This is a genomic window from Pseudomonas sp. FIP_A4, assembly GCF_036701605.1.
Lineage (GTDB): Bacteria > Pseudomonadota > Gammaproteobacteria > Pseudomonadales > Pseudomonadaceae > Stutzerimonas > Stutzerimonas phenolilytica.
In genome coordinates this window covers 18,275-44,512 of record NZ_JAYDXP010000121.1, presented here as the reverse complement: position 1 = coordinate 44,512, position 26,238 = coordinate 18,275, and the positions used below count along the sequence as shown (strand labels likewise).

Genomic DNA, 26,238 nt, shown 5'->3' with positions numbered 1-26,238 from the left:
CGGAAGCGAAAGGTTGTAAGAGCATTTGAGGAAAAATGACCGAGATCAAGAGCGCTTCTCCCGTCCCGCCGCCCACCACCCCGCGCGCCAGTACTGCCGCGCTCGATGTGGCGCTCAGGTTGCTGCAGCCGATGCAGGGCCTGCTGGGGGCTGGCGAGAGCGCGCAGGCCGAAGTCGTTTCCGTCAAGGAAACCGCACAGAGCTTCCAGCTGGTGTTGCGCCTGACGCTGGAGAACGGTCGCCAGGCCACCGTCGAAGCCCAAAGTGCACGCCCGGTGCCGCCCGGCGCCAGCTACGCAGTGGCGGCACTGTCGGACAGCCGCCTGCTGGCGCAGCCGCAACCGGGACGCAACCAACCACTGCAGAGCATCGACCTGGCACTGCTGCCGGCCGGCAGCATCCTGCAAGGTAAGGTGATCGCCACCGGCCAGCAGAACGGCGGCGATGGCCGCCCCACATTCCAAGTCGTGCTCAGCCTGCTCAACTCCCCGCTGGCCGGGCAGAAACTGCAGCTCGAGACCAGCACCCCGCTGGCACTCGGCAGCCTGCTGACGGCCCAGGTCCAGGGCAGCCAGGCATTGAGCTTCGTGCCGTTGAGCGGCCTGTTCGACCGGCTGTTGCTCGGCCAGCAGCTGGCTGCCCAGCACGGTCGGCAGGCACCGATGAGTGGTGTTTTCCAAGCCTTGGCAGCGCTCGGCGATACGCTGCCCGACGGCCTGCGCGACGCCGCCGGAAAGCTCCTCGGCCTGCTGCCCGGCGTCCAGCAACTAAGCGATCCTCAAGGGGTGGCCCGGGCCTTCGCCGCCAGCGGAGCGTTTCTCGAGGCACATTTGCTGAGCGGGCACACCGCCGGGGTCGCCGGCGATCTCAAGGCCGCACTGCTGAGGCTGATGGCGCAGCTGCCCAACCTGCCGGGCAGCACTCCGCAGGCCGCGGCACAGCTGGGCGCGGCAACCGGCCAGGCGTTGCCGGCGTTCGCCCGCAGCGCCCTGGGTGCACTCGGCCAAAACAATGCACGCCAGCTGGCGTTGAGCTTTCCCCTCGGCGGCAGCCCGCTGGGTAGCAAGCTACCGGATGGCCAGGACGAACAGGCTGATCTGGAGCTGCTGCTCAAGCTCGCCGCGGCCGCGGTCTCACGCCTGCAGACGCATCAACTGTCGAGTCTGGCGCAGACGCAAACGCTACCGGATGGTGTCCAGCTGACGACCTGGCAGCTGGAGGTACCGATCCGCGACCAGCGCGACATCGTGCCCCTGCAGATCAAAGTGCAGCGCGAGCAAAGCCAGCGCCAGAGCGACAAGGAACAACCGGACACGCTCTGGAAGATCGAACTGGCTTTCGATATCCAGCCTCTGGGCCCCTTGCAGGTCCAGGCACAGCTGCTGCGCGGCAGCCTGTCCAGCCAGCTGTGGGCCGAACGCGGCGAAACCGCCGAGCTGATCGCCGGCGAACTCGAACATCTGCGCGAACGCCTGCAAGCCGCCGGTCTCAACGTCGGCGAGCTGGCCTGTCGGCAAGGCGTGCCACCGCAGGGACCGCGCACGTCGCTGGATCAGCGTTTCGTGGATGAAACCGCATGAACGACCAGCAGCCACGCCAGGCGATTGCCCTCAGTTACGATGGCCGGCATACCCCAACCCTGAGCGCCAAGGGCGACGACGAACTGGCGGAGATGATTCTGGCGATCGCCCGCGAACACGAGGTGCCGATCTACGAAAACGCCGAGCTGGTCAAGCTGCTCGCGCGCCTGGAGCTGGGCGACGAGATCCCGCCGGAACTGTATCGCGTAATCGCGGAGATCATCGCCTTCGCTTGGTATCTCAAGGGCAAGCGCCCTGCTGACTTCGATCCGCAGGCGGCGCCCGCCGCGTTGCCACCGCTGCTCAACGCACCAGAGCGCTGAGCGCGGTGTAGGCGTCGTCGCTGCCTTTCTCCTGCGGGAAATCTTCCAGTTGCCAGGCGAAATAGCCGTCGCGGAAATAGAAGACCTGGCGATATCCCCACGCCACCGCCATCCGCGCAGCCTGCGCGCTGCCGGGGCAGATTTCGCTGTCGCAATAGATCACCAGCGGCACGCTGCGCGGCATGTTCTGGCTCGCCAGGATGCCGAAGCCCGTCGCCAGATCGAGGTGCAGCGCACCCTGCACATGCCCCCAGGTCCACTCGCGCATGCGGCGGATATCGACGAACATCGCGCCCAGCTCGTGCAGACGTTTGGCCTGGTGAGCATTCACCGTCAGCGCGCCATGCACTTCCTGTGGCGCCTCCCGCGTCAGCCCGCTCAGCGGCACCATGCACAACAGCAGAATCAGTACGCGCACCATCGCCCACGCCTCCTCGGCCCGCGCGGCGACTGCACCGCGCAGCAAAGCTCGTGGAGATTTGGAGAAATACGGCGAGGCGAGGTTCCAACCAACGCGTCAGCGGGCGACGCATGGCCAGCTGTCAGGGCTTGCGCGCCTTGTGCAGCTTGCTCATCAGCTCGGCCTCGGATTGCGAGAGGCCGCAGGAATGCGTGAGGTCGTCCACGCTGGCGCCCATGCCAACCAGTTTGGCGGCCTGGCTGAACGAGAAATTGTTGGGATCGCGCTGCTCGAGCTGCACCAGCTTGTCCGGCAGCGGCGCCACCAGGCGGGCCAGCTCCTCGAGCCGATCGCCCATGCGCGCACTGCCTTCGGCGTAGACGTCCAGTTGCTGGACCAGATCCTTGATGCGTCGGTCGCGGACAGCGTCGCGCTTGGCCTGTTCTTCAGCCTGGCGCCGCTGCTGGCGCAGCAGCCACACGCAGAAGCCCAGTAGCCCCAGGCAACCGAGGGCCAGGGCGACGACCGACGCGACCAGCGACACGATCAGCATGGATCAGATGCTCTCAAGTTCCGCCCATTCCTCTTCCGTCATCATCTTGTCCAGTTCAACCAGGATCAGCAGCTCACCGTTCTTGTTGCACACACCCTGAATGAACTTGGCCGATTCGTCGTTACCCACGTTCGGCGCGGTCTCGATTTCCGACTGACGCAGATAAACCACCTCGGCGACGCTGTCGACCATGATGCCGATGACCTGGCGGTCGGCCTCGATGATCACGATGCGCGTGTTGTCGGAAACCGGCGCCGGTGCCAGACCGAAGCGCTGGCGCGTGTCGATCACCGTGACCACATTACCGCGCAGGTTGATGATGCCCAGCACGTAGCTCGGCGCACCAGGGACCGGCGCAATTTCGGTATAGCGCAACACTTCCTGCACCTGCATCACATTGATGCCGTAGGTCTCGTTGTCCAGACGGAAGGTTACCCATTGCAGGACAGGATCATCGGAACCCTGCGCAGACGTCATCTTCATAGTCCCACCCTTTTTCAGATACCGCCGCAGCGGTCGATTTGTCGGTTGCACCGGAGCCGACGGATGCGTCCGGCGCGTATCAATCTCAATGTTTCCTTGTCGATGCCGGGTGCAGCTGCCTGACCGCGCCACTGGCGATCAGCTCGGCGAGCGCGGTGACATCCACCAGCGCGCACATGTGTTCGATCACCGTGCCGGCCAGCCACGGCCGCTGATTGCGCTGCGTACGCCATTTCACTTCGCGCGGGTCCAGACGGATCGAGCGGCTGACCTGATGCACCGCCAACCCCCATTCGTAACCTTGCACGGAAATCACGTACTGCAGGCCCTCGCGGAAGTCATCGCGATAGCGGTCGGGCATGACCCAGCGTGCGGTATCCAGCACCTTCAGATTGCCGGCGTGGCTCGGCAATATGCCGAGAAACCAGTCCGGCTGGCCGAACAGTGGCGTCAGTTCCTGCCCCGTCAGCGGGTAGATCGAACCGAGGCAGACCAACGGCACGGCCAGGGTCAGCCCGGCGACATCGAACAGCAGACACTCGAACGGCTGCTCCCCCCACTGGGGCGGCTGGTGCGGGTCGAGCGCCGGCGGTTCAGCCGCCGATGCCGCCGCCACGCTCAGCTCCACGACCGGCTCGACTACGGCAGCCGGCACGGCAATCTCGGCGACCACCGTGGTCGCCGGCGGGCTTTCCGCCGGCAACTCGCTAACGGTCTCGACCTGGCGCAGGTTATCGCGCTGCTGCTCCTCCAGCACGGCGGCCTGGAACTCGTCCAGGCTGACCGACTCCGCCAGCTCGACCGTCGCGTCCTGCAGCAGCGCATCGAGATACGACTGCAGCGCGAGCTGGGAGCGAGTTTCGGTGAGAACGGCGCGGCTCATGGGACCCACTTCTGTTGAAAATTCAGACAGGCTATCGGCCAGTGCCAAGGCGAACTTGAGCCGGTCATCCGACACTTCGTCAGCATGTCAGGCTGCCTCGGGCGAGGTCTGCAGTGACAGCAGATGCTTGAGCAGCGCGCGGTACGCCAGCACCGCCCGGCTGCCCGAGTCGAACTGCGACGGCGTGAGCCCCGCCCGGCTGGCGTCGCGCAGGCGCGTATCGATCGGGATGAACGCTGGCCACAGGCTGTCCGGGTAACCGGCACGCAACACCTTGAGGGTATTCATCGACGCCTGCGTCCGGCGGTCGAACAGGGTCGGCACGATGACATAAGGCAGCGGCTGTTTGCGCGAGCGATTGATCATCGCGAGGGTGCCGACCATCCGCTCCAGCCCCTTCATCGCGAGGAATTCGGTCTGTACCGGAATCACTAGCTGTTGGCTGGCCGCCAGCGCATTGACCATCAATACGCCGAGCAGCGGCGGGCTGTCGATGATGGCGTAATCGAAGTCCTGCCACAGCTGCGACAGACTCTTGGCGATGACCAGGCCCAGACCGTTCTGCCCGGGCGACTGGCGCTCCAGCGTGGCGAGCACGGTACTGGACGGCAACAGCGAGATACGCTCATGACTGGTCGACAGCAGCAACTGCCACGGCAAGCCCTCGGGTACGCTGCCGTTGTGCTGAAACAGATCGAAGACGCTGTGCTCGAGGTTATCCGGGTCATGGCCGAAATAGCTGGTCATCGACCCATGAGGGTCGAGATCGAGCACCACCACCCGCTTGCCCGCATCGGCGAGCAAGCCTGCCAGTGCGATCGACGTGGTGGTCTTGCCCACCCCGCCCTTTTGATTGGCTACTGCCCAGACTCTCATTGCGCACATTCCATCCGAATCCGAGCGGGCCGGCGACTGCCAGGCCCCGCGACGACGGTGATTTGACGAAGGCGCCCTAGTGCGCCGAATTGCCGCTGACCGGTGCAGTTTGTGTGCCAGCTCGCTGCAGCGCCGCATCCGCCCGCGCGTTGCTGCTACCGGTGCCGGTAACGCTGCGGCGCACGTCGAGATTGCGCGACACCACCAGCACCACACGCCGATTGCGCGCGCGTCCCTCGGGCGTCGCATTGTCCGCCACCGGCTGGAACTCGCCGTAGCCCACCGCCGCCATGCGTGCCGGATCGACACCATCGGCAGCCAGCATGCGCACCACGCTGCCGGCGCGCGCTGCGGAAAGCTCCCAGTTGGTCGGAAACTTGGCGGTGCTGATCGGCAGGTTGTCGGTGAACCCTTCGACATGGATCGGGTTGTCGAACGGCGCGAGGATCGCCGCCACCCGGGCGATCAGATCGAAGGCCAGATCGTTGGGAATGGCATCGCCGCTGGGAAACAGCAGGCTGGAATTGAGTTCGATCTCGATCCACAGCTCGTTGCCGCGTACCGTCAGCTGGCCGTCGGCAATCAGCTCGCCGAAGGTCTCGCGCATGCTCTGCGCAATGCTTTGCAGCGGGTCGGCGACGCTCTGCTCCAGCAGCGAATGCCCGGTCGGCTGATCGACCTCCGACAGCGCCGGGCTGGTGGTGCGTGGCCGCTCCTCACCGATAGGGATCGGCTTGACCGCGCGATCGACCTGGTTGAACACGCCGACCAATGAATCGGAGAGGATCTTGTACTTGCCCTCGTTCACCGACGAGATCGAGTACATCACCACGAAGAAGGCGAACAGCAGGGTAATGAAGTCCGCATAGGACACCATCCAGCGCTCGTGATTCTCATGCTCTTCGGCGTGTCTGCGTCGTGCCATCGCGGCGGCCTCAGTCGATGAAGCCCTGCAGCTTCATTTCGATGGAACGCGGATTCTCACCCTCGGCGATCGACAGCACGCCTTCGAGCAGCATCTCGCGATAGGCCGTCTGCCGCTGCACCACGCTCTTGAGCTTGTTGCCGATCGGCAGCACCAGCAGGTTGGCCACGCCGACGCCGTAGATGGTCGCGACGAACGCCACGGCGATGCCGTTGCCCAGCTGGCTGGGGTCGGCGAGGTTGCCCATCACATGAATCAGGCCCATCACCGCGCCGATGATGCCAACGGTCGGCGCGTAGCCGCCCATGCTCTCGTAGACCTTGGCCGCGCGCAGGTCACGGCTCTCCTGGGTGTACAGGTCGACCTCGAGGATGCTGCGAATGACTTCCGGCTCGGCGCCATCGACCAGCAGCTGCAAGCCCTTGCGAGCGTAGGGATCGGGCTCGGTTTCAGCCGCCGGCTCCAGGCCCAGCAGACCCTCCTTGCGCGCGGTGTTGCTCCAGCCGGTGACCAGTTGAATGCCGCCGTTCATATCGATGCGCGGCGGAAAGAAAATCCAGCGCGCAATGGACACCGCCCGCATGAACACCGCGATCGGCGTTTGCAGCAGTACCGCGCCCAGGGTACCGCCCAGCACAATGAGCGCGGCCGGCCCGTTGAGCAACGAGGAAATGTGCCCGCCTTCGAGGAAATTGCCGCCGACGATGGCGACGAAGGCCAGCACCAGCCCGATCAGGCTGAGAACATCCATCTAGATGCACGCCTCACTGAGGTGGCGACCGATATCGTCCAGGCTGTAGACCGCATCGCTGAGGTTCGCCTTGACCACCGCCATCGGCATGCCATAGATCACACAGCTGGCCTCGTCCTGCGCCCACACCTGACTGCCGCTCTGCTTGAGCAGGCGCGCACCCTCGCGGCCATCGGCGCCCATGCCGGTGAGTACCACCGCCAGGACCTTGTCATGGAACGACTTGGCCGCCGAGCCGAAGGTGATGTCCACGCACGGCTTGTAGTTCAGCCGCTCGTCGCCGGGCAGGATGCGCACCGCCCCGCGTCCGTCGACCATCATCTGCTTGCCGCCCGGGGCCAGCAGCGCCAGTCCGGGGCGCAGCAGGTCGCCGTCCTCGGCCTCTTTCACGCGAATCTTGCAGAGTTTGTCGAGACGCTCGGCGAAGGCTTTGGTGAACGCCGCCGGCATGTGCTGGATCAGCACGATCGGCGCCGGAAAACTGGCTGGCAGTTGCGTCAGCACGCGCTGCAGCGCCACCGGGCCGCCGGTCGAGGTGCCGATAGCAACCAGCTTGTAAGCCTTGCGCTTGGGTGCCGCGGCGACGGGGGCCGGAGAGGTGCTGGCACGCGGTGCCACTGTCCCGGTCGTCAGCGGCGTGCTGCGGGCGAGCGGGGTCGGCGCGGGCGCTGCCGCACCGCTCCAGCTGCCGTAGCGTCGGTTACTGCGCGAGACGGTATGGATCTTCTCGCACAGCAGTTGCTTGACCTTCTCCGGGTTGCGCGAGACGTCCTCGAAGTTCTTCGGCAGATAGTCCACCGCGCCGGCATCGAGCGCATCGAGCGTGACCCGCGCGCCTTCGTGAGTCAGCGACGAGAACATCAGCACCGGCGTGGGACAGCGCTGCATGATCTGCCGCACCGCGGTAATGCCGTCCATCATGGGCATTTCATAGTCCATGGTGACGACGTCCGGCTTGAGCGCCAGTACCTGATCGATGGCCTCACGACCGTTGGTGGCGGTGCCGACCACCTGGATAGCGGGGTCCGAGGCGAGGATCTCCGAGACACGCCGGCGGAAGAACCCCGAATCGTCGACCACCAGGACCTTGACTGCCATAAAACACTCCTAGCGGCAGCGGCCCGTCACGACCCCTGCCGGTCTGTCACACCCGACGCGCGTAGCGCTTGAGCATACTTGGAACATCGAGGATCAGGGCGATGCGGCCATCGCCGGTAATGGTCGCGCCGGACATGCCGGGCGTACCTTGCAGCATCTTGCCGAGCGGCTTGATCACCACCTCTTCCTGACCCACGAGCTGGTCGACGACGAAGCCGATGCCCTGATTGCCGACGCTGAGGATCACCACGTGTCCCTCGCGCTGTTCGTCCTGCTCGGCGCCCTGCACCAGCCAGCGCTTGAGATAGAACAGCGGCAGCGCCTTGTCGCGGACGATGACCACTTCCTGGCCGTCCACCACGTTGGTGCGCGACAGGTCGAGGTGGAAGATCTCGTTGACGTTGACCAGCGGGAAAGCGAACGCCTGGTTGCCGAGCATGACCATCAGCGTCGGCATGATCGCCAGGGTCAGCGGCACCTTGATCACCACCCGCGAGCCCTGGCCCTTGGTGGAGAACACGTTGACCGTACCGTTGAGCTGGGAAATCTTGGTCTTGACCACGTCCATGCCGACACCACGGCCGGACACGTCGGAAATCTCAGTCTTGGTCGAGAAGCCGGGCGCGAAGATCAGGTTGTAGCACTCCAGATCACTCAGGCGCTCGGCGGCATCCTTGTCCAGCATGCCCTTCTCCACCGCCTTGGCGCGCAGGATGTTGGCGTCCATCCCTTTGCCGTCGTCGGTGATCATCAGCAGGATGTGGTCGCCTTCCTGCTCGGCAGACAGCACCACGCGTCCGACGCGCGGTTTGCCGGCGGCCTCGCGGTCCTCCGGCGACTCGATGCCGTGGTCGACGGCATTGCGCACCAGGTGCACCAGCGGATCGGCCAGCGCCTCGACGAGGTTCTTGTCGAGATCGGTCTCTTCGCCCACCAGCTCCAGGTTGATCTCTTTCTTCAGGTTGCGCGCCAGATCGCGAACCAGCCGCGGGAAGCGGCCGAAGACTTTCTTGATCGGCTGCATGCGCGTCTTCATGACCGCGCTCTGCAGATCGGCGGTCACCACGTCGAGGTTGGACACCGCCTTGGACATGGCCTCGTCGCCGCTGTTGGCGCCCAGGCGCACCAAACGGTTTCGCACCAGCACCAGTTCGCCGACCATATTCATGATCTCGTCGAGCCGGGCGGTATCGACCCGCACGGTGGTTTCCGCGTCGCTGGCCGGCTTCTCGGCCGGAGCCGCTGCGCGCGGCGCCGCCTCTGCCTTGCTCGGCGCGGCAGCGGGCTGGCGCGGCGCGCTCTTGGCCGCCGATGCAGGCGGAGCCGCTGCCGCTACTGCAGCGGCCGGCGCCACGCTCTCGGGCTCGAACTTGCCCTTGCCGTGCAGCTGATCGAGCAGCGCTTCGAATTCGTCGTCGGTGATATTGTCGCCGGCCGCCGGGGCGCCGGCCTCGGCTACCGTGGGTGCTGACGCGGGCGTGGCGGCAGGCTCGTTGAACTGCCCCTTGCCGTGCAGCTGGTCGAGCAGCGCCTCGAATTCTTCGTCGGTGATCTCGTCGCTCGCGGCTGCTACCGGCTCTGCTGCCGTTTCCGCTTCGGCGGCCGCGGCACTGAACTGCCCCTTGCCGTGCAGCTGGTCGAGCAGCGACTCGAACTCATCGTCGGTGATTTCATCGCTCGACGCCGTTGCGGGCTCGGCGACGGCCGGCGTATCGATAGCCTGCAGCATCTGCTCGAACTCATCGTCCGCCACCACCGGCGCCGCGACTTCTGCCGCTACACCGGGCGCATCCGCCGACGCCGGCTCGGCCAGGCGCGACAGCGCCGCCAGCAGCTCAGGGGTTGCCGGGGTCGGCTCGACGCGCTCGCGAACCTGACTGAACATGGCATTGACGGCGTCCAGCGCCTGCAGCACCACGTCCATCAGCTCGGAATCCACCCGGCGCTCGCCCTTGCGCAGGATGTCGAAGACGTTCTCGGCGATGTGGCAGCATTCCACCAGCTCGTTAAGCTGCAGGAAGCCCGCCCCGCCCTTGACCGTGTGGAACCCGCGAAAAATTGCATTGAGCAACGCCATGTCGTCGGGGCTGCTTTCCAGCTCCACCAACTGCTCTGACAACAGTTCGAGAATCTCGCCGGCCTCTACCAGGAAATCCTGGAGGATTTCTTCATCGGCGTCGAAGCTCATATTGCAATTCCCCTAAAAGCCCAGGCTCGAAAGCAGATCGTCCACGTCGTCCTGTCCGGATACGACGTCCTCACGTATATCGGCATGCATCTGCGGACCTTCACCGTTGGAAGGCTCTTTCTCTTGTTTTTTCTTTTCCTGCTCGGCGCGCATCGCGTCGCGGTCGTGCTGGATGCCAGCCACGCGATCGACCTGCCCGGCCATTGCCACCAGGTTGACCAGGTTGCTTTCCAGCTCGGTGATGAGCCGCGTGACGCGTTTGATCACCTGCCCGGTCAGGTCCTGAAAGTCCTGCGCCAGCATGATTTCGCTGAGGTTCTGCGACAGCTGGCTACCATCGTTCATCGAGCGCTGCAGGTACTGGTCGATGCGCCGGACCAGCTCGCGGAACTGCTCGGCATTCATCTCGCGGCGCATGAAGCGCTGCCAGTCGGCGGTCAGGCTCTGGGCTTCGTAGCTGACGTAGTTCACCAGCGGCGCCGACTCCTCGACCAGATCCATGGTGCGGTTGGCGGCCTTCTCGGTCATCGCCACCACGTAGGAAAGCCGGTCGGTTGCATCGGTGATCGGCGACGGATCCCCGCCCGTGGCGCAGGTGTCCACCTCGAGCTTGACGATAGCGTTGTGCAGTTCGCGGGTGAGCTTGCCAACCTCTTGATAGAGCCCGTGATTACGGACCTGGTTGAGCTGGTTGAACATCTGCGCCGCCTCGTCGAAGCGGCCCTGCTGCAGGCTTTCAATCAGCTGCGGTGCATTGGCCTGCAGAGTTGCTTCGAACTCCGCCAGGCTTTGGTCTGCTTGCGTCATAGTGCCCTCGCGGCGTTGCTGCTTCAGCCGTTGACGCGCTCGAAGATCTTTTCGATCTTCTCCTTGAGCACCTGGGCAGTGAAGGGCTTGACGACGTAACCGTTAACGCCGGCCTGAGCCGCTTCGATGATTTGATCGCGCTTGGCTTCGGCCGTCACCATCAGCACCGGCAGGTGCTTGAGGCGCTCGTCGGCACGCACGTGGCGCAGCAGGTCGATGCCGCTCATACCCGGCATGTTCCAGTCGGTGACGAGGAAATCGAAGCTGCCGCTCTTGAGCATCGGCAACGCGGTGGTGCCGTCGTCGGCCTCGGCGGTGTTGGTGAACCCCAGGTCTCGCAGGAGGTTCTTGATGATTCGTCTCATCGTCGAGAAGTCATCGACGATGAGGATTTTCATGTTCTTGTCCAAGTCGACCTCCGTAAATCCCAAAATCTCGGCAACCGAGCACGTCTCGCAGTGAGGGTACCGGTCAGCTCGCCCGCCATTCGCCGAGGCGGGCACGCAGACGGGCGGCGCACTGGCTATGCAGCTGACTGACCCGTGACTCGCTGACGCCGAGCACCTGACCGATTTCCTTCAAATTCAACTCTTCGTCGTAGTACAGCGACAGCACCAGCTTTTCGCGTTCGGGCAGGTTGGTGATGGCATCGGCCAGCGCCTGCTGGAAACGCTCGTCCTCGAGATCGCGAAACGGCTCGGAATGAGTGCTAGCGGCATCGTCGTGCAACTCGCCATGCTCGCCGTCCTGCAACAGGTCGTCGAAGCTGAACAGGCGGCTGCCCAGGGTGTCGCCGAGAATGCTGTAGTACTCATCGAGGCTGAGCTTAAGTTCGGCCGCAACCTCATGATCTTTAGCGTCACGTCCGGTTTTCGCTTCGATGGCGCGAATCGCCTCGCTGACCATGCGCGAGTTGCGATGCACCGAACGCGGCGCCCAGTCGCCCTTGCGCACCTCGTCGAGCATGGTGCCGCGGATGCGGATACCGGCGTAGGTTTCGAAGCTGGCGCCTTTGCCGGCGTCGTACTTCTTTGCCGCCTCCAGCAGGCCGATCATCCCGGCCTGGATCAGGTCGTCGACCTGGACGCTGGCCGGCAGCCGTGCGAGCAGGTGATAGGCAATGCGCTTGACCAGCGGCGCATACTGGTCGATCAAACGATGCTGGGCATCCTTCGCCTGAGCCTTGCTGTAATACATAGCGAGTCCAGCAGCTGTCATTCGTGAGTGTCGTTCGCCGGCCTGATCAGGCGCTCGACGAAGAATTCAAGATGCCCGCGCGGCGTGGCCGGCAGCGGCCAGGTATCGACTTTCTGCGCGATGGCCTTGAATGCCAATGCGCATTTTGACCGCGGATAAGCCTCGTAGACTGCACGCTGCTTCTGAACGGCCTTGCGCACGGCTTCGTCGTAGGGAATCGCACCGACGTATTGCAGCGCGACGTCGAGGAAGCGCTCGGTGACCTTGGTCAGCTTGGCGAACAGATTGCGCCCTTCCTGCGGGGCGTGCGCCATGTTGGCCAGCACGCGGAAGCGATTGATGCCGTAGTCGCGATTGAGCAGCTTGATCAGCGCATAGGCGTCGGTGATCGAGGTCGGCTCATCGGTGACCACCAGCAGCACCTCGTGCGCGGCGCGCACGAAGCTGACCACCGCCTCGCCGATGCCGGCGGCGGTATCGATGATCAGTACGTCGAGATCCTCGATCTCGCTGAACGCCTGAATCAGGCCGGCGTGCTGCAGCGAGGACAGCTGCACCATGCTTTGCGTGCCGGATGCCGCCGGCACGATGCGGATGCCGCCCGGCCCCTGGATGAGCACGTCGCGCAGGTCGCATTCACCGGCAATCACGTCGGCAAGCGTGCGCTTGGTGGTCAGCCCCAGCAGCACGTCGACATTGGCCAGCCCGAGGTCGGCGTCGAGCAACACCACCCGCCGCCCGAGTTCGGCCAGCGCCAGTGCCAGATTGACCGACACGTTGGTCTTGCCGACGCCACCCTTGCCGCCGGTCACCGCAATCACCTGTACGGGATGCATACCCATGTTCAAACGCCTATATGTTGCTCGGCCTGCAAGGCCGGCGATGCATTCAGCTCGAATGCATCAGGTTTATCCGAGTAACGCACTGCCGCTTCAGCCCGCTCGCCGCGATGATTCGTTGTACAGGCCGGCGAACATATCGGCCATCGTTTCCTCGCTCGGCTCCTCGCCGGATTGCAGGCTCACCGCCCGACTGACCAGCTGATGACTGCGCGGCAGGTGCAGGTCATCGGGAATACGCGGCCCGTCGGCGAGGTAAGCTATCGGCAGGTGCTGGCTGATCGTTAGTCCGAGCACGTCGCCGAGCGAGCCGGCCTCGTCGAGCTTGGTCAGGATGCAACCGGCCAGGCCGCAACGACGATAGTTGTGCCACGCCGCCTTGAGCACCTGGCTCTGGCTGGTAGCGGCCAGCACCAGGTAGTTCTTCGATTTCACGCCACGATCGGACAGCGCTTCGAGCTGCATGCGCAGTGTCGGATCGCTCGCCGGCAGCCCGGCCGTGTCGATCAAAATCACGCGCTTGCGTGCCAGCGGCGCCAGCGTCTTGCCCAGCGGCTGCGACGGGTCGATCTGCACCACCGGCACATCGAGAATACGACCGAGCGTCTTCAGCTGCTCCTGCGCGCCGATGCGGTAGTTATCCATGCTCGCCAGCGCGATGTTCTGCGCGCCGTACTTCAATACGTAACGGGCCGCCAGCTTGGCCAACGTGGTGGTCTTGCCGACGCCAGCCGGCCCGACCAATGCGATGACCCCGCCCTCTTCCAGCGGTTCGTGCTTGGTGACCTTGATCGCCTGCGCCAGGTGCGCCAGCAGCATACGCCAGGCCTGTCGCGGATCAGCGATGGTCGCGACCTTTTCGAGCAGGCTGCGCGACAGTTCCGCCGGCAGGCCGAGACGCTGCAAGCGGCGCCAGAGCCCGGCCTGCTGCGGCCGCCGGCTCTGCTCCTGGCCCCAGGCGATGGAGCCGAGCTGCACTTCGATCAGCTCGCGCAGGCCCTGCAGTTCGGTGCACATGCTCTCGAAAGCGCGCGTATCGACCGGCGCGCTGGCAGCGGGTTGCGGCGCGGCGGCAGGCTGCTCGTCAAGCAGTTGACGGTCCTGGCCCGACTTCACGCGATTCGGCGCGCTCAGTTCGGCATGAGCCGAGGCGATACGCGCCTGCGTCTTGCGCAGCTCGGCTTCCAGCACGGGGTTGGGCTTGTTCGCTTCCGGGGCGGCCTGCATCGGGTAATCGAGCACGGCAGTCAGCTCGACACCGCCGGCGACCCGGCGATTGCCGATGATCACGGCATCGGCGCCCAGCTCGTCGCGCACCATCTTCATGGCGATGCGCATATCGGCGGCGAAGAAACGTTTGACCTGCATGGCCTGCACCCTCGATTAATTCTGACCCACCGTCGCAACGATGGTGACCTGCTTGTTGTCCGGAATTTCCTGGTAGGCCAGTACATGCATGTTCTGTACGGCCAACCGGGCGAAGCGGGACAACATCGCGCGAACCGGTCCGGCCACCAGGAGGATCGCCGGCTTGCCGAGCATTTCCTGGCGCTGAGCCGCTTCTACCAGCGACCGTTGCAACTTCTCTGCCATTCCCGGTTCCAGCAGGATGCCATCTTCGGCACCCTGTCCGGCCTTCTGCAGGCTATTGAGCAAGATCTGTTCCAATCGCGGCTCCAGAGTGATCACAGGCAGCTCCGGCTCTAGTCCCACAACGTTCTGCACGATTGCGCGAGACAGCGCGACGCGCACTGCCGCCACCATCGCGGCGGGATCTTGACTCTTGTTGGCGACATTGGCGATGGCTTCGGCGATGGTGCGGATGTCGCGCACCGGCACCTGCTCCTGCAGCAGCGCTTGCAACACCTTGAGCAGCGTGGACAACGACAGCATGCCCGGCACCAACTCCTCGGCCAGCTTGGGCGAGCTACGGGCAAGCAGTTGCAGCAACTGCTGGACCTCCTCGTGGCCGAGCAGTTCATGCGCGTGCTTGTACAACACCTGATTGAGGTGGGTGGCAACCACGGTACTGGCATCCACCACGGTATAGCCGAGCGACTGCGCCTGGTCGCGCTGGCTGCCCTCGATCCACACCGCATCCAGACCGAACGCCGGGTCCTTGGCTGCAATGCCATTGAGCGGCCCGAATACCTGGCCGGGGTTGATCGCCAGCTCGCGATCCGGATAGACCTCCGCCTCGGCCAGGCTGACGCCCATCAGCGTCAGGCGATAGGCATTGGGCAGCAGATCGAGATTGTCGCGGATATGCACCGACGGCATGAGAAAGCCGAGATCCTGCGACAGCTTCTTGCGCACGCCCTTGATTCGCGCCAGCAGCTGGCCCCCCTGATTGCGATCGACCAGCGGAATCAGCCGGTAGCCGACCTCCAGCCCGACCATGTCCACCGGCGTCACGTCGTCCCAGCCGAGTTCCTTGGTTTCCGCCGCGCGCTGCGCTGGCAGCAGCTCCTGCTGCTTCTGCACATCCTGCTCGGCCTGCTGCTTGACGCGCTTCTGCCGATACCAGATCCAGTAGGCGCCCCCGGCAGCGAGCGCACCGAGGCCGAGGAATGACAGGTGCGGCATGCCCGGCACCAGTCCCATCGCGATCATGATCGCGGCCGATACCGCCAGCGCCTTGGGCGAGGCGAACATCTGCCGGTTGACCTGCTGGCCCATGTCCTCGGAACTGGTGACCCGGGTCACCATGATCGCCGCCGCGGTGGACAGCAGCAGCGAGGGGATCTGCGCCACCAGGCCGTCACCGATGGTCAGCAGCGCGTAGACCTTGCCGGCGTCGGCGAAGCTCAGGCCATGCTGCGCCATGCCGATACCCATGCCGCCGAGCAGGTTGATGAAGAGGATCAGCAGGCCAGCGATGGCGTCGCCGCGCACGAACTTGCTGGCACCGTCCATCGAGCCGTAGAAATCCGCTTCGGACGCAACCTCGACCCGGCGCTTCTTCGCTTCGGCCTGATCGATCAGCCCGGCATTGAGGTCGGCATCGATCGCCATCTGCTTGCCGGGCATCGCATCGAGGGTGAAGCGCGCGCTTACTTCGGAAATCCGCCCGGCGCCCTTGGTGACCACCACGAAGTTGATGATCATCAGGATCGCGAACACCACGATACCGACTACGTAGTTGCCGCCGATCACCACGTTACCGAAGGCTTCGATCACATGACCGGCCGACGCGCCGCCTTCGTGACCGTGAATCAGCACCACCCGTGTGGACGCGACGTTCAGCGCCAGACGCAACAGGGTCGCTACCAGCAGAATGGTCGGGAACACCGCGAAATCCAGCGGGCGCAGCGCGTAGACACTGACCAGCAGCACGACGATCGACAGCGCGATGTTGAAGGTGAACAGCACGTCGAGCAGGAACGGCGGCACGGGCAGCATCATCATGCCCAGCATCACCAGCAACAGCAGCGGCACCCCGAGGTTGCCGCGACCGACACCCGTCAGGTTGTTGCGCATGTTGATGAGTTGCGTGCGATCCAACGTGGCCCCCAGCAGAAAGTTTTTTGACGCCCGATGCGCCCTGCCGTGGGCTATAGCAAGAAGGGGTCCAACTTGGCGACGCAACGGCGGACTGGCGCAGTCACGCCAACTGATCTCAACTGAAACAGGCGCTACGGGACATCTCGCCGCATGCGGGCGAACCCGACCAGTGTCGCGCAGTCAGACCTTCGACCGGCGGAACCGCTCCGCCCGGCCCAACCTGCAAGGAGACAATCGATGAAACAGTGGATCATCGCCGCATTGGCCGGCTGCACCGCGTTGACTGTCCAGGCGGAGACGCTCAGCGTTCCGCTCAAGGCCGTCAGCGCCCAAGGCGTCGGCGCCGCCGTCGGCAGCGTGAAGATCGAGAGCAGCGAATACGGCCTGGTCCTGCGCCCCGAACTGTCGGGGCTGGAACCCGGCATTCACGGCTTCCACGTGCACGCCAAGGGCAACTGCGAGACCGCCGAGATCGACGGCAAGGTCACGCCGGCGGGCGCTGCGGGCGGCCACTGGGACCCGAAGAACAGCGGCAAGCACGGCGAACCCTGGGGCGACGGCCACTTGGGCGACCTGCCCGCGCTCTATGTCGACAAGGATGGCAAGGCCAGCCAGCCGGTGCTGGCCCCACGCCTGAAAAGCCTGGGCGACATCAAGGGGCTGGCGCTGATGGTGCATCAGGGCGGCGACAACCATGCCGACCATCCGCAGCCGCTCGGCGGCGGCGGTGCACGGGTCGCCTGCGGCGTCATCGAGTAACGGCAGCGCCGGCTTTCAAGCTGCAAGCGGCACGCTTGCAGCTTGCCGCTATTCGTCGCGACGCAGATCTGGCGGAATCGGAAGATCGTTCAGTGGATCGGGTCGACGGCCCTTGCCGGCGCGGTACTGGCGCAACTGATAGACGTAAGCCAGCACCTGCGCCACGGCCAGGTAGAGGCCGGCGGGAATCTCCTGCTCCAGCTCGGTCGAGTAGTACACCGCTCGCGCCAGCGCCGGCGACTCAAGCACCGTCACGTTGTGCTCCTGGGCGATCTCGCGAATCTTCAGCGCCACGAAGTCGCCGCCCTTGGCCACCAGCCGAGGCGCGCCACCCTTGTCGCCGTCGTATTTCAGCGCCACGGCAAAGTGCGTCGGGTTGGTAATCACCACATCGGCTTCCGGCACGGCCTGCATCATGCGCCGCTGCGCCGCCTCGCGCTGCAGCTGACGGATGCGCGACTTGACCTCCGGCTTGCCCTCGGAGTCCTTGTACTCGTCCTTGACCTCCTGCTTGGTCATCATCAGCTTCTGCTTGTTGTCCCAGAGCTGGAACGGCACATCCACCGCGGCGATCAGGATCAGCCCGCAGGCCATCCACAGCGCGCACCAGCCGACCACCTCGGCGCTGTGCATGATCGCCAGGTCTAGCGGCTGCTTGGCGATGGAGAGCAGATCGTCCTCGTAGGAGGACAGCACCATCAACGCCACCAGCAGCACCACCAGGAACTTGCCGAGGGCCTTGAGCAACTCCACCAGCGCCTTGGTCGAGAACATGCGCTTGAGCCCGGCAGCGGGGTTCATCCGACCGAAGTTGGGCGCCATCGCCTTGGCGGAGAACAGCCAGCCACCCAGCGCGATGGGCCCGGCGATCGAGGCGATGAGCAAGGCGATCAGCAACGGCAGGGTTGCCTCCAGCGCGATCCTGCCGCTGGCCGCCAGCAACACCGCCATGTTGCTCTCGTCCAGCAGGGTTTCGCGGCTCAGCTCGAAGCTGCCCTGCATCATGGCCATCAGCGCCTGCGCCAACCCGCTGCCGGACGCCAGCAGGCCGCCAATGCCGCCGATGGTGACGGCCACCGTGCTCAGCTCGCGCGAGCGCGCGATCTGGCCTTTCTCGCGAGATTCCCGGCGCCGTTTCTCTGTGGGTTCCTCGCTTTTGTCGGCACCGCTTTCGCTTTCAGCCATCGACGGCCCCCGCGTTGTGCATGAGTCTATTCATCAGCGCAGCCCCACCAGCTCGCGCAGCATCGCCAGCGCTTCGCCGACGAAGATCTGGTATTGCGCGAGGATGTCGGCCATGCCGATCCAGACGATGACCAGGCCCAGCACCAGGGTCAGCGGAAAGCCGATGGAAAAGATATTCAGCTGCGGGGCGGCACGGGTCATCAGGCCAAACGCCAGGTTCACCACCAGCAGCGCGGTGATCGCCGGCAGCACCAGCAGCAGGCCGGCGCCGAGCACCCAGCCGAGCTTGCTCGCCACCTCCCACAGATGATTGGTCGACAGCCCACCGCCCACCGGCAAGGTCACAAAGCTCTCGGTGAGAATTTCCAGCACCACCAGATGACCGTTCATCGCCAGGAACAGCAGGATCACCAGCATATTGAAGAACTGGCCGAGCACCGGCACCGACACACCGTTGGCCGGATCGACCATCGAGGCGAAACCCAAGCCCATCTGCATCGCCAGCAGCTGCCCGGAGACGATGAACACCTGAAAGAACAGCTGCAGGACGAAACCGAGCATCACACCGATCAGAATCTGCTCGGCGATCAGCAGCAAGGCACGCAGGCTCAGCGCCTCGACCAGTGGCATCGGGCCTAGGGTCGGCGCCAGCACCAGGGTGATGGCCAGCGCCAGATACAGCCGTACCCGCGGCGGCACCAGCTGCGTGCCGATGATCGGCATGCTCATCAGCAACGCGGCGATACGGAACAGCGGGAGCAGAAACTGCGCCACCCAGCTGCCGATCTGCGCATTGCTCAGTTCCAGCATGGTTCAGCCGATGATCAGCGGAATGTTGGCGATCAGGCCCTGGGTATACTCCATCAGCTCGCGCACCAGCCAAGGCCCGGCCCAGATCAGCGTCAGCAGCATCACCAGGAGGCGCGGCAGAAAGCTCAGGGTCTGCTCGTTGATCTGCGTGGCAGCCTGGAACATGGCCACCACCAGACCGACCAGCAGGCTCGGCATCACCAGCACGCCGACGATCATCGCGGTCATCCACAGGCCTTCGCGAAACAGGTCCACCGCGACTTCGGGCGTCATGACGAGCCTCCTAGAGCGTGCCGAAGCTGCCGGCCAGGGTGCCGATGATCAGCCCCCAGCCGTCGACCAGCACGAACAGCATGATCTTGAACGGCAGCGAGATGATCAGCGGCGAGAGCATCATCATGCCCATCGCCATCAGCACGCTGGCCACCACCATGTCGATGATCAGGAACGGAATGAAGATCATGAAACCGATCTGGAACGCGGTCTTCAGCTCCGAGGTGACGAAGGCCGGCACCAGAATGGTCAGCGGCGCCGCTTCCGGGCTGGCGATGTCGGTACGCCGCGACAGGCGCATGAACAGGTCCAGATCGCTCTCGCGGGTCTGCGCCAGCATGAACGCCTTGAGCGGTACTTCGGCGCGGGTGATCGCCTCCTGCGCCGGAATCTGCTCGGCGAGGTACGGCTGCAGGGCTTCCTGGTTAATCCGCTCGAACACCGGGGCCATGATGAACAGCGTAAGGAACAGCGTCAGACCGATGAGAATCTGGTTCGATGGCGTCTGCTGCAGCCCCAGCGCCTGACGCAAGATGGAGAATACGATGATGATTCGCGTGAAGCTGGTCATCAGCATGACGAACGCCGGGATGAAGCTCAGCGCCGTCATGATCAGCAGAATCTGCAGGCTGACCGAATACTCCTGCTGGCCCTGGGCGTCGGTGCTCAGGGTGATCGCCGGGATCGACAGCGGATTGTCGCCACGCGTCAGCAGCCCGCCCGCCTCCTGGCCGAGAGCCAGCGGGGCGGCCACGGCCAGCAGCAACGCCAGCAGAATTCGCAACATCAGGGCTTGTCCTTGTGATCCTTGCCCAACAGCTCCATCAGGCGCTGGGCGAACTCCGGGTTGGCCGGTTCGGAATCGGGCAGATGCACCGGCTCCTTGAGCACGTGCAGCGGCGTGATGCGCCCGGCCGAGAGGCCGATCAGCACCTGCTCGCTGCCGACCTGCACCAGCACCAGCCGCTCGCGCGGGCCGAGTGCCTGGCTGGAAACCAGCTTAATCACCTGAGTACCGCGTGGATTCATCTGCTGGACGCGGCGCAGCAGCCAGGCCAGCAGAAAGATCAGGCCGACCACCAGCAGCAGGCCGAGCAGCAGTTTGCTCAGCTGCGCGCCCATGTCGGTGCCACTCATGCTGGCGGACGGTTCGGCAGCCAGTGCCGGCAGCGCTACCAGCAGAGCGAGAAAGGCTAGCGCGCGCATGTCAGCGCAGCTTCTTGATGCGTTCGGTGGGGCTGATCACGTCCGTCAGGCGAATGCCGAACTTCTCGTTGACCACCACCACCTCGCCATGGGCGATCAGCGTGCCGTTAACCAATACGTCCAGCGGCTCGCCTGCCAGCCGGTCGAGCTCCACCACCGAGCCCTGATTGAGCTGCAGCAGGTTGCGGATGCTGATCTCGGTGCTGCCGACTTCCATCGAGATGGACACCGGAATATCCAGAATCACATCCAGATTCGGCCCTTCCAGCCCCAGCGGCACGCCGCCGCCCTTGGGTGCGCTGGCGAAATCCTCCAGCGGTGCACGCGGAGCGGCCGGTGCCGCCGCCGGCCCCTGATTGAGCAACGCGTCGATGTCGTCCTGGCTGGCATCGCCGGCCTCGGCCAGCGCCGCGGCCCATTCGTCGGCGAGCGCCTGCTCTTCGGGGGAAGTGTTCTGATCGTCTGCCATCGCTAGTCCTCGACCGGCTCGAATTGAGTAGAAAAATGAGTCACCGGGTTCGCACCACCGGCTCCAGCACCTGCAGGGCCAGATTGCCCTTATGCGCACCCAGCTTGACCTTGAAGGCCGGCATGCCGTTGGCGCGCATGATCATGTCCTCCGGCATCTCCACCGGAATCACGTCGCCCGGCTGCATGTTGAGAATGTCGCGCAGTTTCAGCTGGCGGCGCACCACCGTCGCGCCGAGCGGTACGTTGACGTCGAGGATGTCTTCGCGCAGCGCCTTGATCCAGCGCTCGTCCTGGTCGCTGACGTCGGATTGGAAGCCGGCGTCGAGCATTTCGCGGATCGGCTCGATCATCGAATAGGGCATGGTCACGTGCAGGTCGCCGCCGCCGCTGTCCAGCTCGATGTGGAAGGTCGACACCACCACCACTTCGCTGGGGCTGACAATGTTCGCCAGCGCCGGATTCACCTCCGAGTTGATGTACTCGAAGTTGACGTCCAGCACCGCATGCCAGGCTTCCTTGAGGTCGGTGAAGGCCTGATCGAGCACCATGCGCACCACCCGCAGTTCGGTGGGGGTGAACTCACGACCCTCGATCTTGGCGTGGCGGCCGTCGCCGCCGAAGAAGTTGTCGACCAGCTTGAACACCAGCTTGGCGTCGAGGATGAACAGCGCGGTGCCGCGCAGCGGCTTCATCTTCACCAGATTGAGGCTGGTCGGCACGTACAGCGAATGCACGTACTCGCCGAATTTCATGACCTGCACACCGCCCACCGAGACGTCTGCCGAGCGGCGCAGCAGGTTGAACATGCTGATGCGGGTGTAACGCGCGAAGCGCTCGTTGATCATTTCCAGCGTCGGCATGCGCCCGCGGACGATGCGATCCTGGCTGGTGAGGTCGTAGCTCTTGATCGCGCCCGGTTCGGCATCGCTTTCGGTATCGACCAGACCGTCATCGACGCCATGCAGCAGCGCATCGATCTCGTCTTGCGAAAGCAGGTCTTGAACAGCCATCGGCGGAACCTTCTATTGCAGTACGAAGTTGGTGAACAGCACTTGCTCGACCGCCAGCTTACCGACTTCCTTCTGCGCCAGTTCCTGCACGCTGGAGGTAGCCTGCTGACGCAGCATTTCCTTGCCCACCGGGGTCATCAACGCCGCGAAATCCTGGCTGGAGAACAGCATCACCAGATGATTGCGCAGCAACGGCATATGTCCTTTGAGCGCATCGAGCGCCAATTGATCGCGCGACATCAGTGCCACGCTCACCTGCATGTAGCGCTGGCGCCCCTTGTGATTGAAGTTGACCACGAAGGCCGGCATCAGCACCTCGTAGGTCGCCGCCGGCTTGCCGGTCGCCGTCTCGGCCTCGGCCGGTTGCTCAGCCGCCTCGTCCCCACCCTTGTCGAGGAAGAACAGCGTGCCGCCGATGGACAACCCGATGGCCAGCAGGAAGGCCACCGCGATCGCGATGATGATTTTCAACCGACCTTTGCCCGCGTCCTGCGCGTCGGCAATCGGTGGTCCGGGGGGTACCTGTTTCTTCGCCATGCCAAATATCCGTCATTCTGCGCGCGACCGCTCACTGAGGCATCGTTGGAGCAACTGCTGTGCCAATGTCAGCGCCGCGCTGCGCATTAGGCCGCAGAGGATACGGCATCCCTGAAGGCGCCGCCCGGCACGCCCGAAGGAAGATAGATGACCGCTCCGGCGCGAGACGGGCCTGCGCGCCAGAGCGACGGGAGACCGGCGGCCGGTCAGGCGTAGTAATCCACCAGCCCGCGGTTGCCCACGGCACGATTGCTGGCGACTTCGCTGACGCCTTGCAGCTGCTCGTCGTCGCCCGCCGTCGCGGCATGCGACGCGCCACCCCGCCCCGCCTCGCCTTCGCCGCGGCCCTGCCAGCCACGCGCCAGGGACTGATCGGAAACGTTGACGTTCATGCTCATGCCTTGCTGTTCGAACATCTCGCGCAAGCGCTGCATCTGCCCTTCGAGCGCATCGCGCACGCCGGCATGCGGGCTGAGGAAGGTGATCTGCGCCTGCTCGCGGTTCATCTCGATGCGCACCTCCATCCGTCCCAGTTCAGCCGGATCGAGCTGGATCTCCGCCGATTTGAGGTTCTGGCTGGACAGCCACATCACCCGATCGACCACCGCCTCGCTCCAGCCGGCCTGCTGCATCGCTACCGGCTGCCCCGGTACCAGCGGCGTGCGCTGCGCCTGCTGAATCTGCTGGGTGATCGCCTGGCTCAGCGGGCTGGCACGGCCGAGCGCCGGATCGGCCGGCTGACGGCTGTCCTGCGGCGCATCCAGGCCCTTCGAGACTTCACTCAGCGCAACCTCCAGCTCGACGTCTGGCTCGGGCTCGCTGCTGGCTTGCAGCAGACTGGCGAAGTCGTCCTCGGCGGGTGCCGCGGTCTCGCTCGCAGCGGCTGGCGAAACGGCGGTGGGCGCGGCCTTCAGCGTCAGGGCCGGTGCCGCGACGGTGGTCGCCGATTCGCCGGAAACATCCTCCGACACCTGCATCTCGGCATCAGCGAGCGTCGGTGTCAGCTGCGTCTGGCCCAGCCCTGGCATCAGCGTCAGGGGCTCGGTCTGAGCGGCGGCCGGCTCAGGCGCCGGCAACTGGCCATTCAGGCCGAACAGCAGCAGCGGATCGAGCTCGCCCTCCGGCAGCGGCTCATCGCTCGCTTCCTCGCCAGGCAAGGAATTGCCGCTCTCGGCAACCGTCGACTTCTCGGCGTCAGCGGTTGCCGTCGGCTCACCGGCGCTCTGCTCCTCGTCGACTTGCTCGCGCGACGATGCCGAAGCATCGTCCTTGCGCTCGACAGGCTTGGTCTGGCGCTCGCGCGCATACACCTCGGAGAAGCTGGAACGCTTGCCATCGCTCGCCTCGGGCGCCGGCGACGGTTGCGCGGCGGCGGCCTTGGGACGCACTTCGAGAGTCGGGGACTTGAGCAACAGATCGGGGGAAACGGCCATGAAACATTCCGCTCAGTGTGGTTCGTGCAGAACCTTGAGCAAGTTCCGGGCCAGCAAAACCGTCAGAGAGCCGTCCGTTCAGCCGTAGCGCTGACGCTCGGCACGAAACAGGATGCCGACGATGGCGAACTCGCGCTCGATCCGCTCGATCATCGCCGGCGCCTCGACCAATCGCTGCTCGCGGGCCAGGGTCTCCAGCTGGCAGCACAGATCGGCCAGCGCGGCGGCGCCCAGGTTGCTGCAGCTGCCCTTGAAGCTGTGCGCCGCACGCCGCAGCGTCTCGCCCTCGCCCGCCTGGAAGGCCTGGCGCAGCAGGCGCAGGCGCTCCTCGGAGTCGGCCAGGAAGGTATCCAGCAGAAGTGGGTACTCGCCTTCCATGACCGCTTGCAGCGTGACGAGTACGGCACTGTCGAGATGAGGAATGGACACCGATCCGCTCCTGGGAGAAAGGCGCTGAATTATGCCTGAGCCGACCAACGGAACTCCACGCTCAGTCCGCGCCCGTCGGCCTGCCAGGCGAAACCGTCACTGAGCTGACGAATCAGCTGCAATCCCCGTCCGCGCAGACATTCCACGCCGCGCGCCTCGCCCAGCACGCGCTCGACATCGAAGCCCGGGCCGCTGTCCTGGATGCCGATGCGCAGGCGACCGCCGGCCGCATCGCACTGGATATCCAGTTCGAGGCGGATGTAGCCGTCCACCAGCGCCGCCAGGCGCTCGCTGCGCGCCTCGTAATAGCGGGCAAAGCCGTCGGCATCACGCTTGAGCGCCGAATCCAGACCGAGCACGCCGTGCTCCAGCGCGTTGGAGTACAGCTCGACCAGTACCGCATAAACGGCGCCGGCGCGAGGCCGCAGCTGATGGAACTGCAGCAGTACTTGCAGTAACAGCGGCAAGGGATTGCCGGCGCGCAGGCTGGCCGCACGCAGCTCGAAGCGCCCGGACCAGTTGGCCGGCCGGCCCTCCTTCGGCGCACCGAACGACAACGGCAGCTGCAGCGCCGCCATCTTCTCGCTCAGATCGACCTCGACCAGGCTGAGGTCGTCGCGCAGCTGGCCGTGAAATGCCAGCAGCGCCTCCTCAATCTCGTCGAACAGCCGCGTCGCATCACGGTTGGCATCGAGAACGGCCAGCAGGCGTTGTTCGCCGAACAGCTCGTCGCGGGCATTGATGCTCTCCACCACGCCGTCGGACAGCAGCAGCAGGCGGTCGCCGAGCTTCAGCGGGTGGCTCTCGAAGTGCGCATCGAACGCGCCCGGTGCCAGCACGCCCAGCGGCAGATGACGCGACACCAGTGCTACGCGCTCGCCGTCGGGACGGATCAGGTAGCCGTCCGGCAGCCCGCCGCTCCAGACATTCAGCACGCCCTGAGTGAGGTTGATGTCCAGCAATGTGGCGCAGCAGAACATCTCCACCGGCAGGATCTGTTTGAGCTTGGCATTCAGCTCGCGAAGGATGTCCTTGGCGGCGTAGCCCTTGGCCGTCATGCCGTAGAAGGTCTCGGCCAGCGGCATGGCGCCGATCGCCGCCGGCAGGCCGTGGCCGGTGAAGTCGCCCAGCAGCACGAACATCTGTCCGGTCGGCGATTGCGCCGCCAGCAGCAGGTCGCCGTTGAAGAGCGCACGCGGCGATTGCCGGTAGCGGATGTTCGGCGCGCCCAGGCAACCGGCATGCGCCACCTTGTCGAAGATCGCCTTGGCCGCGCGCTGCTCGTCGAGCAGCTGCTGGTTGCGCCGGGCGATCAGGTCGCGCTGCTCGACCACCGTCGCCTGCAGCCGACGCAGCCGATGCATGGCCTTGATCTTGGCTTCGAGAATTACCGGGTTGTACGGCTTGACGATGAAATCGTCGCCACCGGCATCCAGACAGCGCACCAGCGCCTGATTCTCGCTGAGCGAGGTGAGGAAGATGATCGGTACCAGCTCGTCGCCAGCCAGGCTCTTGATCCGCCGCGCGGCCTCGAAGCCGTCCATCAGCGGCATCAGCGCATCCATCAGCACCAGTTGCGGACGCTCGCGCTCGTAGAGCGCTACGGCTTCCAGGCCGTCGCTGGCGGTCAGCACGTGGTGGCCCTGGCGGGCGATGATGGTCGACAGCAGCATCCGATCGACCGGGCTGTCCTCGGCGATCAGGATGGTCAGGCGCAT

At 64.9% G+C, this 26,238-nt stretch carries 29 protein-coding genes; 3 read left to right on the top strand and 26 right to left on the bottom strand.

Features of this window, described 5'->3' with window-relative positions; translation table 11 throughout:
• Positions 1 to 35: 35 nt before the first annotated feature.
• The gene (fliK, locus tag U8L64_RS07530) at positions 36 to 1,580 is read left to right on the top strand and encodes a flagellar hook-length control protein FliK (RefSeq protein WP_333395777.1); all 1,545 of its coding nucleotides are present in this window, start codon (positions 36 to 38) and stop codon (positions 1,578 to 1,580) included.
• On the top strand, positions 1,577 to 1,903 hold the full coding sequence (locus tag U8L64_RS07525) for an EscU/YscU/HrcU family type III secretion system export apparatus switch protein (protein ID WP_054093347.1): 327 nt from the start codon (positions 1,577 to 1,579) through the stop codon (positions 1,901 to 1,903). The genes fliK and U8L64_RS07525 overlap by 4 nt, the downstream gene beginning before the upstream one ends.
• Here U8L64_RS07525 and U8L64_RS07520 read toward each other — a convergent pair.
• The 15 genes from U8L64_RS07520 to flhA form a co-directional block, all read right to left on the bottom strand.
• Positions 1,884 to 2,324, bottom strand: a complete 441-nt coding sequence (locus U8L64_RS07520) for a rhodanese-like domain-containing protein (protein ID WP_333395772.1) — start codon at positions 2,322 to 2,324, stop codon at positions 1,884 to 1,886. The genes U8L64_RS07525 and U8L64_RS07520 overlap by 20 nt on opposite strands.
• 121 nt (positions 2,325 to 2,445) lie before the next feature.
• Positions 2,446 to 2,856 (bottom strand): DUF2802 domain-containing protein, encoded by a 411-nt coding sequence (locus U8L64_RS07515; protein ID WP_043297328.1) that lies wholly within the window; start codon positions 2,854 to 2,856, stop codon positions 2,446 to 2,448.
• A gap of 3 nt (positions 2,857 to 2,859) precedes the next feature.
• Complete coding sequence (locus tag U8L64_RS07510) at positions 2,860 to 3,339, bottom strand: chemotaxis protein CheW (protein WP_008570473.1); 480 nt, start codon at positions 3,337 to 3,339, stop codon at positions 2,860 to 2,862.
• An 85-nt stretch (positions 3,340 to 3,424) separates the two neighbouring features.
• Positions 3,425 to 4,222: a CheW domain-containing protein gene (locus tag U8L64_RS07505; protein WP_102828906.1), complete on the bottom strand. Its 798-nt coding sequence runs from the start codon at positions 4,220 to 4,222 to the stop codon at positions 3,425 to 3,427.
• 87 nt (positions 4,223 to 4,309) lie between these two features.
• Entirely contained in the window at positions 4,310 to 5,098 is a 789-nt protein-coding gene (locus U8L64_RS07500) for a ParA family protein (RefSeq protein WP_138300192.1), read from the bottom strand.
• A 76-nt stretch (positions 5,099 to 5,174) separates the two neighbouring features.
• Positions 5,175 to 6,023 carry a flagellar motor protein MotD gene (gene motD, locus U8L64_RS07495; protein ID WP_077682905.1) on the bottom strand — a complete coding sequence of 283 codons (849 nt, stop codon included), beginning with the start codon at positions 6,021 to 6,023 and terminating at the stop codon, positions 5,175 to 5,177.
• Positions 6,024 to 6,033: 10 nt separating this feature from the next.
• Positions 6,034 to 6,774 carry a flagellar motor protein gene (locus U8L64_RS07490; protein ID WP_008570478.1) on the bottom strand — a complete coding sequence of 247 codons (741 nt, stop codon included), beginning with the start codon at positions 6,772 to 6,774 and terminating at the stop codon, positions 6,034 to 6,036.
• A complete protein-coding gene (locus tag U8L64_RS07485; RefSeq protein ID WP_156715027.1) occupies positions 6,775 to 7,872 on the bottom strand; it encodes a protein-glutamate methylesterase/protein-glutamine glutaminase in 1,098 nt (365 codons plus the stop codon). It lies immediately after the preceding gene.
• Positions 7,873 to 7,918: 46 nt separating this feature from the next.
• On the bottom strand, positions 7,919 to 10,060 hold the full coding sequence (locus U8L64_RS07480; RefSeq protein WP_333395759.1) for a chemotaxis protein CheA: 2,142 nt from the start codon (positions 10,058 to 10,060) through the stop codon (positions 7,919 to 7,921).
• Positions 10,061 to 10,072: 12 nt separating this feature from the next.
• Complete coding sequence (locus tag U8L64_RS07475; protein ID WP_043297335.1) at positions 10,073 to 10,867, bottom strand: protein phosphatase CheZ; 795 nt, start codon at positions 10,865 to 10,867, stop codon at positions 10,073 to 10,075.
• A gap of 23 nt (positions 10,868 to 10,890) precedes the next feature.
• Positions 10,891 to 11,265: a chemotaxis response regulator CheY gene (locus U8L64_RS07470; RefSeq protein ID WP_171819274.1), complete on the bottom strand. Its 375-nt coding sequence runs from the start codon at positions 11,263 to 11,265 to the stop codon at positions 10,891 to 10,893.
• Positions 11,266 to 11,338: 73 nt separating this feature from the next.
• A complete protein-coding gene (fliA, locus tag U8L64_RS07465) occupies positions 11,339 to 12,085 on the bottom strand; it encodes an RNA polymerase sigma factor FliA (protein ID WP_077682901.1) in 747 nt (248 codons plus the stop codon).
• On the bottom strand, positions 12,082 to 12,906 hold the full coding sequence (gene fleN / locus U8L64_RS07460; protein WP_008570483.1) for a flagellar synthesis regulator FleN: 825 nt from the start codon (positions 12,904 to 12,906) through the stop codon (positions 12,082 to 12,084). The genes fliA and fleN overlap by 4 nt, the downstream gene beginning before the upstream one ends.
• Positions 12,907 to 12,996: 90 nt before the next feature.
• Positions 12,997 to 14,271, bottom strand: coding sequence for a flagellar biosynthesis protein FlhF (gene flhF, locus U8L64_RS07455; RefSeq protein WP_138300196.1), 1,275 nt, complete (start codon positions 14,269 to 14,271; stop codon positions 12,997 to 12,999).
• Positions 14,272 to 14,286: 15 nt separating this feature from the next.
• On the bottom strand, positions 14,287 to 16,407 hold the full coding sequence (gene flhA / locus U8L64_RS07450) for a flagellar biosynthesis protein FlhA (RefSeq protein ID WP_138300197.1): 2,121 nt from the start codon (positions 16,405 to 16,407) through the stop codon (positions 14,287 to 14,289).
• A gap of 237 nt (positions 16,408 to 16,644) precedes the next feature.
• Between flhA and sodC the strand changes: the two genes are divergently transcribed.
• A complete protein-coding gene (sodC, locus tag U8L64_RS07445) occupies positions 16,645 to 17,166 on the top strand; it encodes a superoxide dismutase family protein (RefSeq protein ID WP_043297340.1) in 522 nt (173 codons plus the stop codon).
• Positions 17,167 to 17,214: 48 nt separating this feature from the next.
• On the opposite strand, the gene flhB is transcribed toward sodC, so the two are convergent.
• The 11 genes from flhB to U8L64_RS07390 form a co-directional block, all read right to left on the bottom strand.
• Positions 17,215 to 18,351, bottom strand: a complete 1,137-nt coding sequence (flhB, locus tag U8L64_RS07440; protein ID WP_273526771.1) for a flagellar biosynthesis protein FlhB — start codon at positions 18,349 to 18,351, stop codon at positions 17,215 to 17,217.
• Between the two features lie 33 nt (positions 18,352 to 18,384).
• Positions 18,385 to 19,161 carry a flagellar biosynthetic protein FliR gene (gene fliR / locus U8L64_RS07435; protein WP_043297345.1) on the bottom strand — a complete coding sequence of 259 codons (777 nt, stop codon included), beginning with the start codon at positions 19,159 to 19,161 and terminating at the stop codon, positions 18,385 to 18,387.
• Between the two features lie 3 nt (positions 19,162 to 19,164).
• Positions 19,165 to 19,434, bottom strand: a complete 270-nt coding sequence (gene fliQ, locus U8L64_RS07430) for a flagellar biosynthesis protein FliQ (protein ID WP_003287611.1) — start codon at positions 19,432 to 19,434, stop codon at positions 19,165 to 19,167.
• Between the two features lie 10 nt (positions 19,435 to 19,444).
• Entirely contained in the window at positions 19,445 to 20,221 is a 777-nt protein-coding gene (gene fliP, locus U8L64_RS07425; protein ID WP_333395741.1) for a flagellar type III secretion system pore protein FliP, read from the bottom strand.
• Positions 20,221 to 20,640, bottom strand: a complete 420-nt coding sequence (fliO, locus tag U8L64_RS07420; RefSeq protein WP_102828897.1) for a flagellar biosynthetic protein FliO — start codon at positions 20,638 to 20,640, stop codon at positions 20,221 to 20,223. The genes fliP and fliO overlap by 1 nt, the downstream gene beginning before the upstream one ends.
• A gap of 1 nt (position 20,641) precedes the next feature.
• Positions 20,642 to 21,109, bottom strand: a complete 468-nt coding sequence (gene fliN, locus U8L64_RS07415) for a flagellar motor switch protein FliN (protein ID WP_054093358.1) — start codon at positions 21,107 to 21,109, stop codon at positions 20,642 to 20,644.
• A gap of 40 nt (positions 21,110 to 21,149) precedes the next feature.
• Positions 21,150 to 22,121, bottom strand: coding sequence for a flagellar motor switch protein FliM (gene fliM / locus U8L64_RS07410; RefSeq protein ID WP_043297349.1), 972 nt, complete (start codon positions 22,119 to 22,121; stop codon positions 21,150 to 21,152).
• 12 nt (positions 22,122 to 22,133) lie between these two features.
• Positions 22,134 to 22,658: a flagellar basal body-associated protein FliL gene (locus U8L64_RS07405; RefSeq protein ID WP_333395735.1), complete on the bottom strand. Its 525-nt coding sequence runs from the start codon at positions 22,656 to 22,658 to the stop codon at positions 22,134 to 22,136.
• Positions 22,659 to 22,864: 206 nt separating this feature from the next.
• The gene (locus U8L64_RS07400; RefSeq protein ID WP_333395733.1) at positions 22,865 to 24,091 is read right to left on the bottom strand and encodes a flagellar hook-length control protein FliK; all 1,227 of its coding nucleotides are present in this window, start codon (positions 24,089 to 24,091) and stop codon (positions 22,865 to 22,867) included.
• Positions 24,092 to 24,169: 78 nt separating this feature from the next.
• Positions 24,170 to 24,520: an Hpt domain-containing protein gene (locus U8L64_RS07395; protein ID WP_003287603.1), complete on the bottom strand. Its 351-nt coding sequence runs from the start codon at positions 24,518 to 24,520 to the stop codon at positions 24,170 to 24,172.
• A gap of 29 nt (positions 24,521 to 24,549) precedes the next feature.
• Positions 24,550 to 26,238 (bottom strand): fused response regulator/phosphatase, encoded by a 1,689-nt coding sequence (locus U8L64_RS07390; RefSeq protein WP_054093361.1) that lies wholly within the window; start codon positions 26,236 to 26,238, stop codon positions 24,550 to 24,552.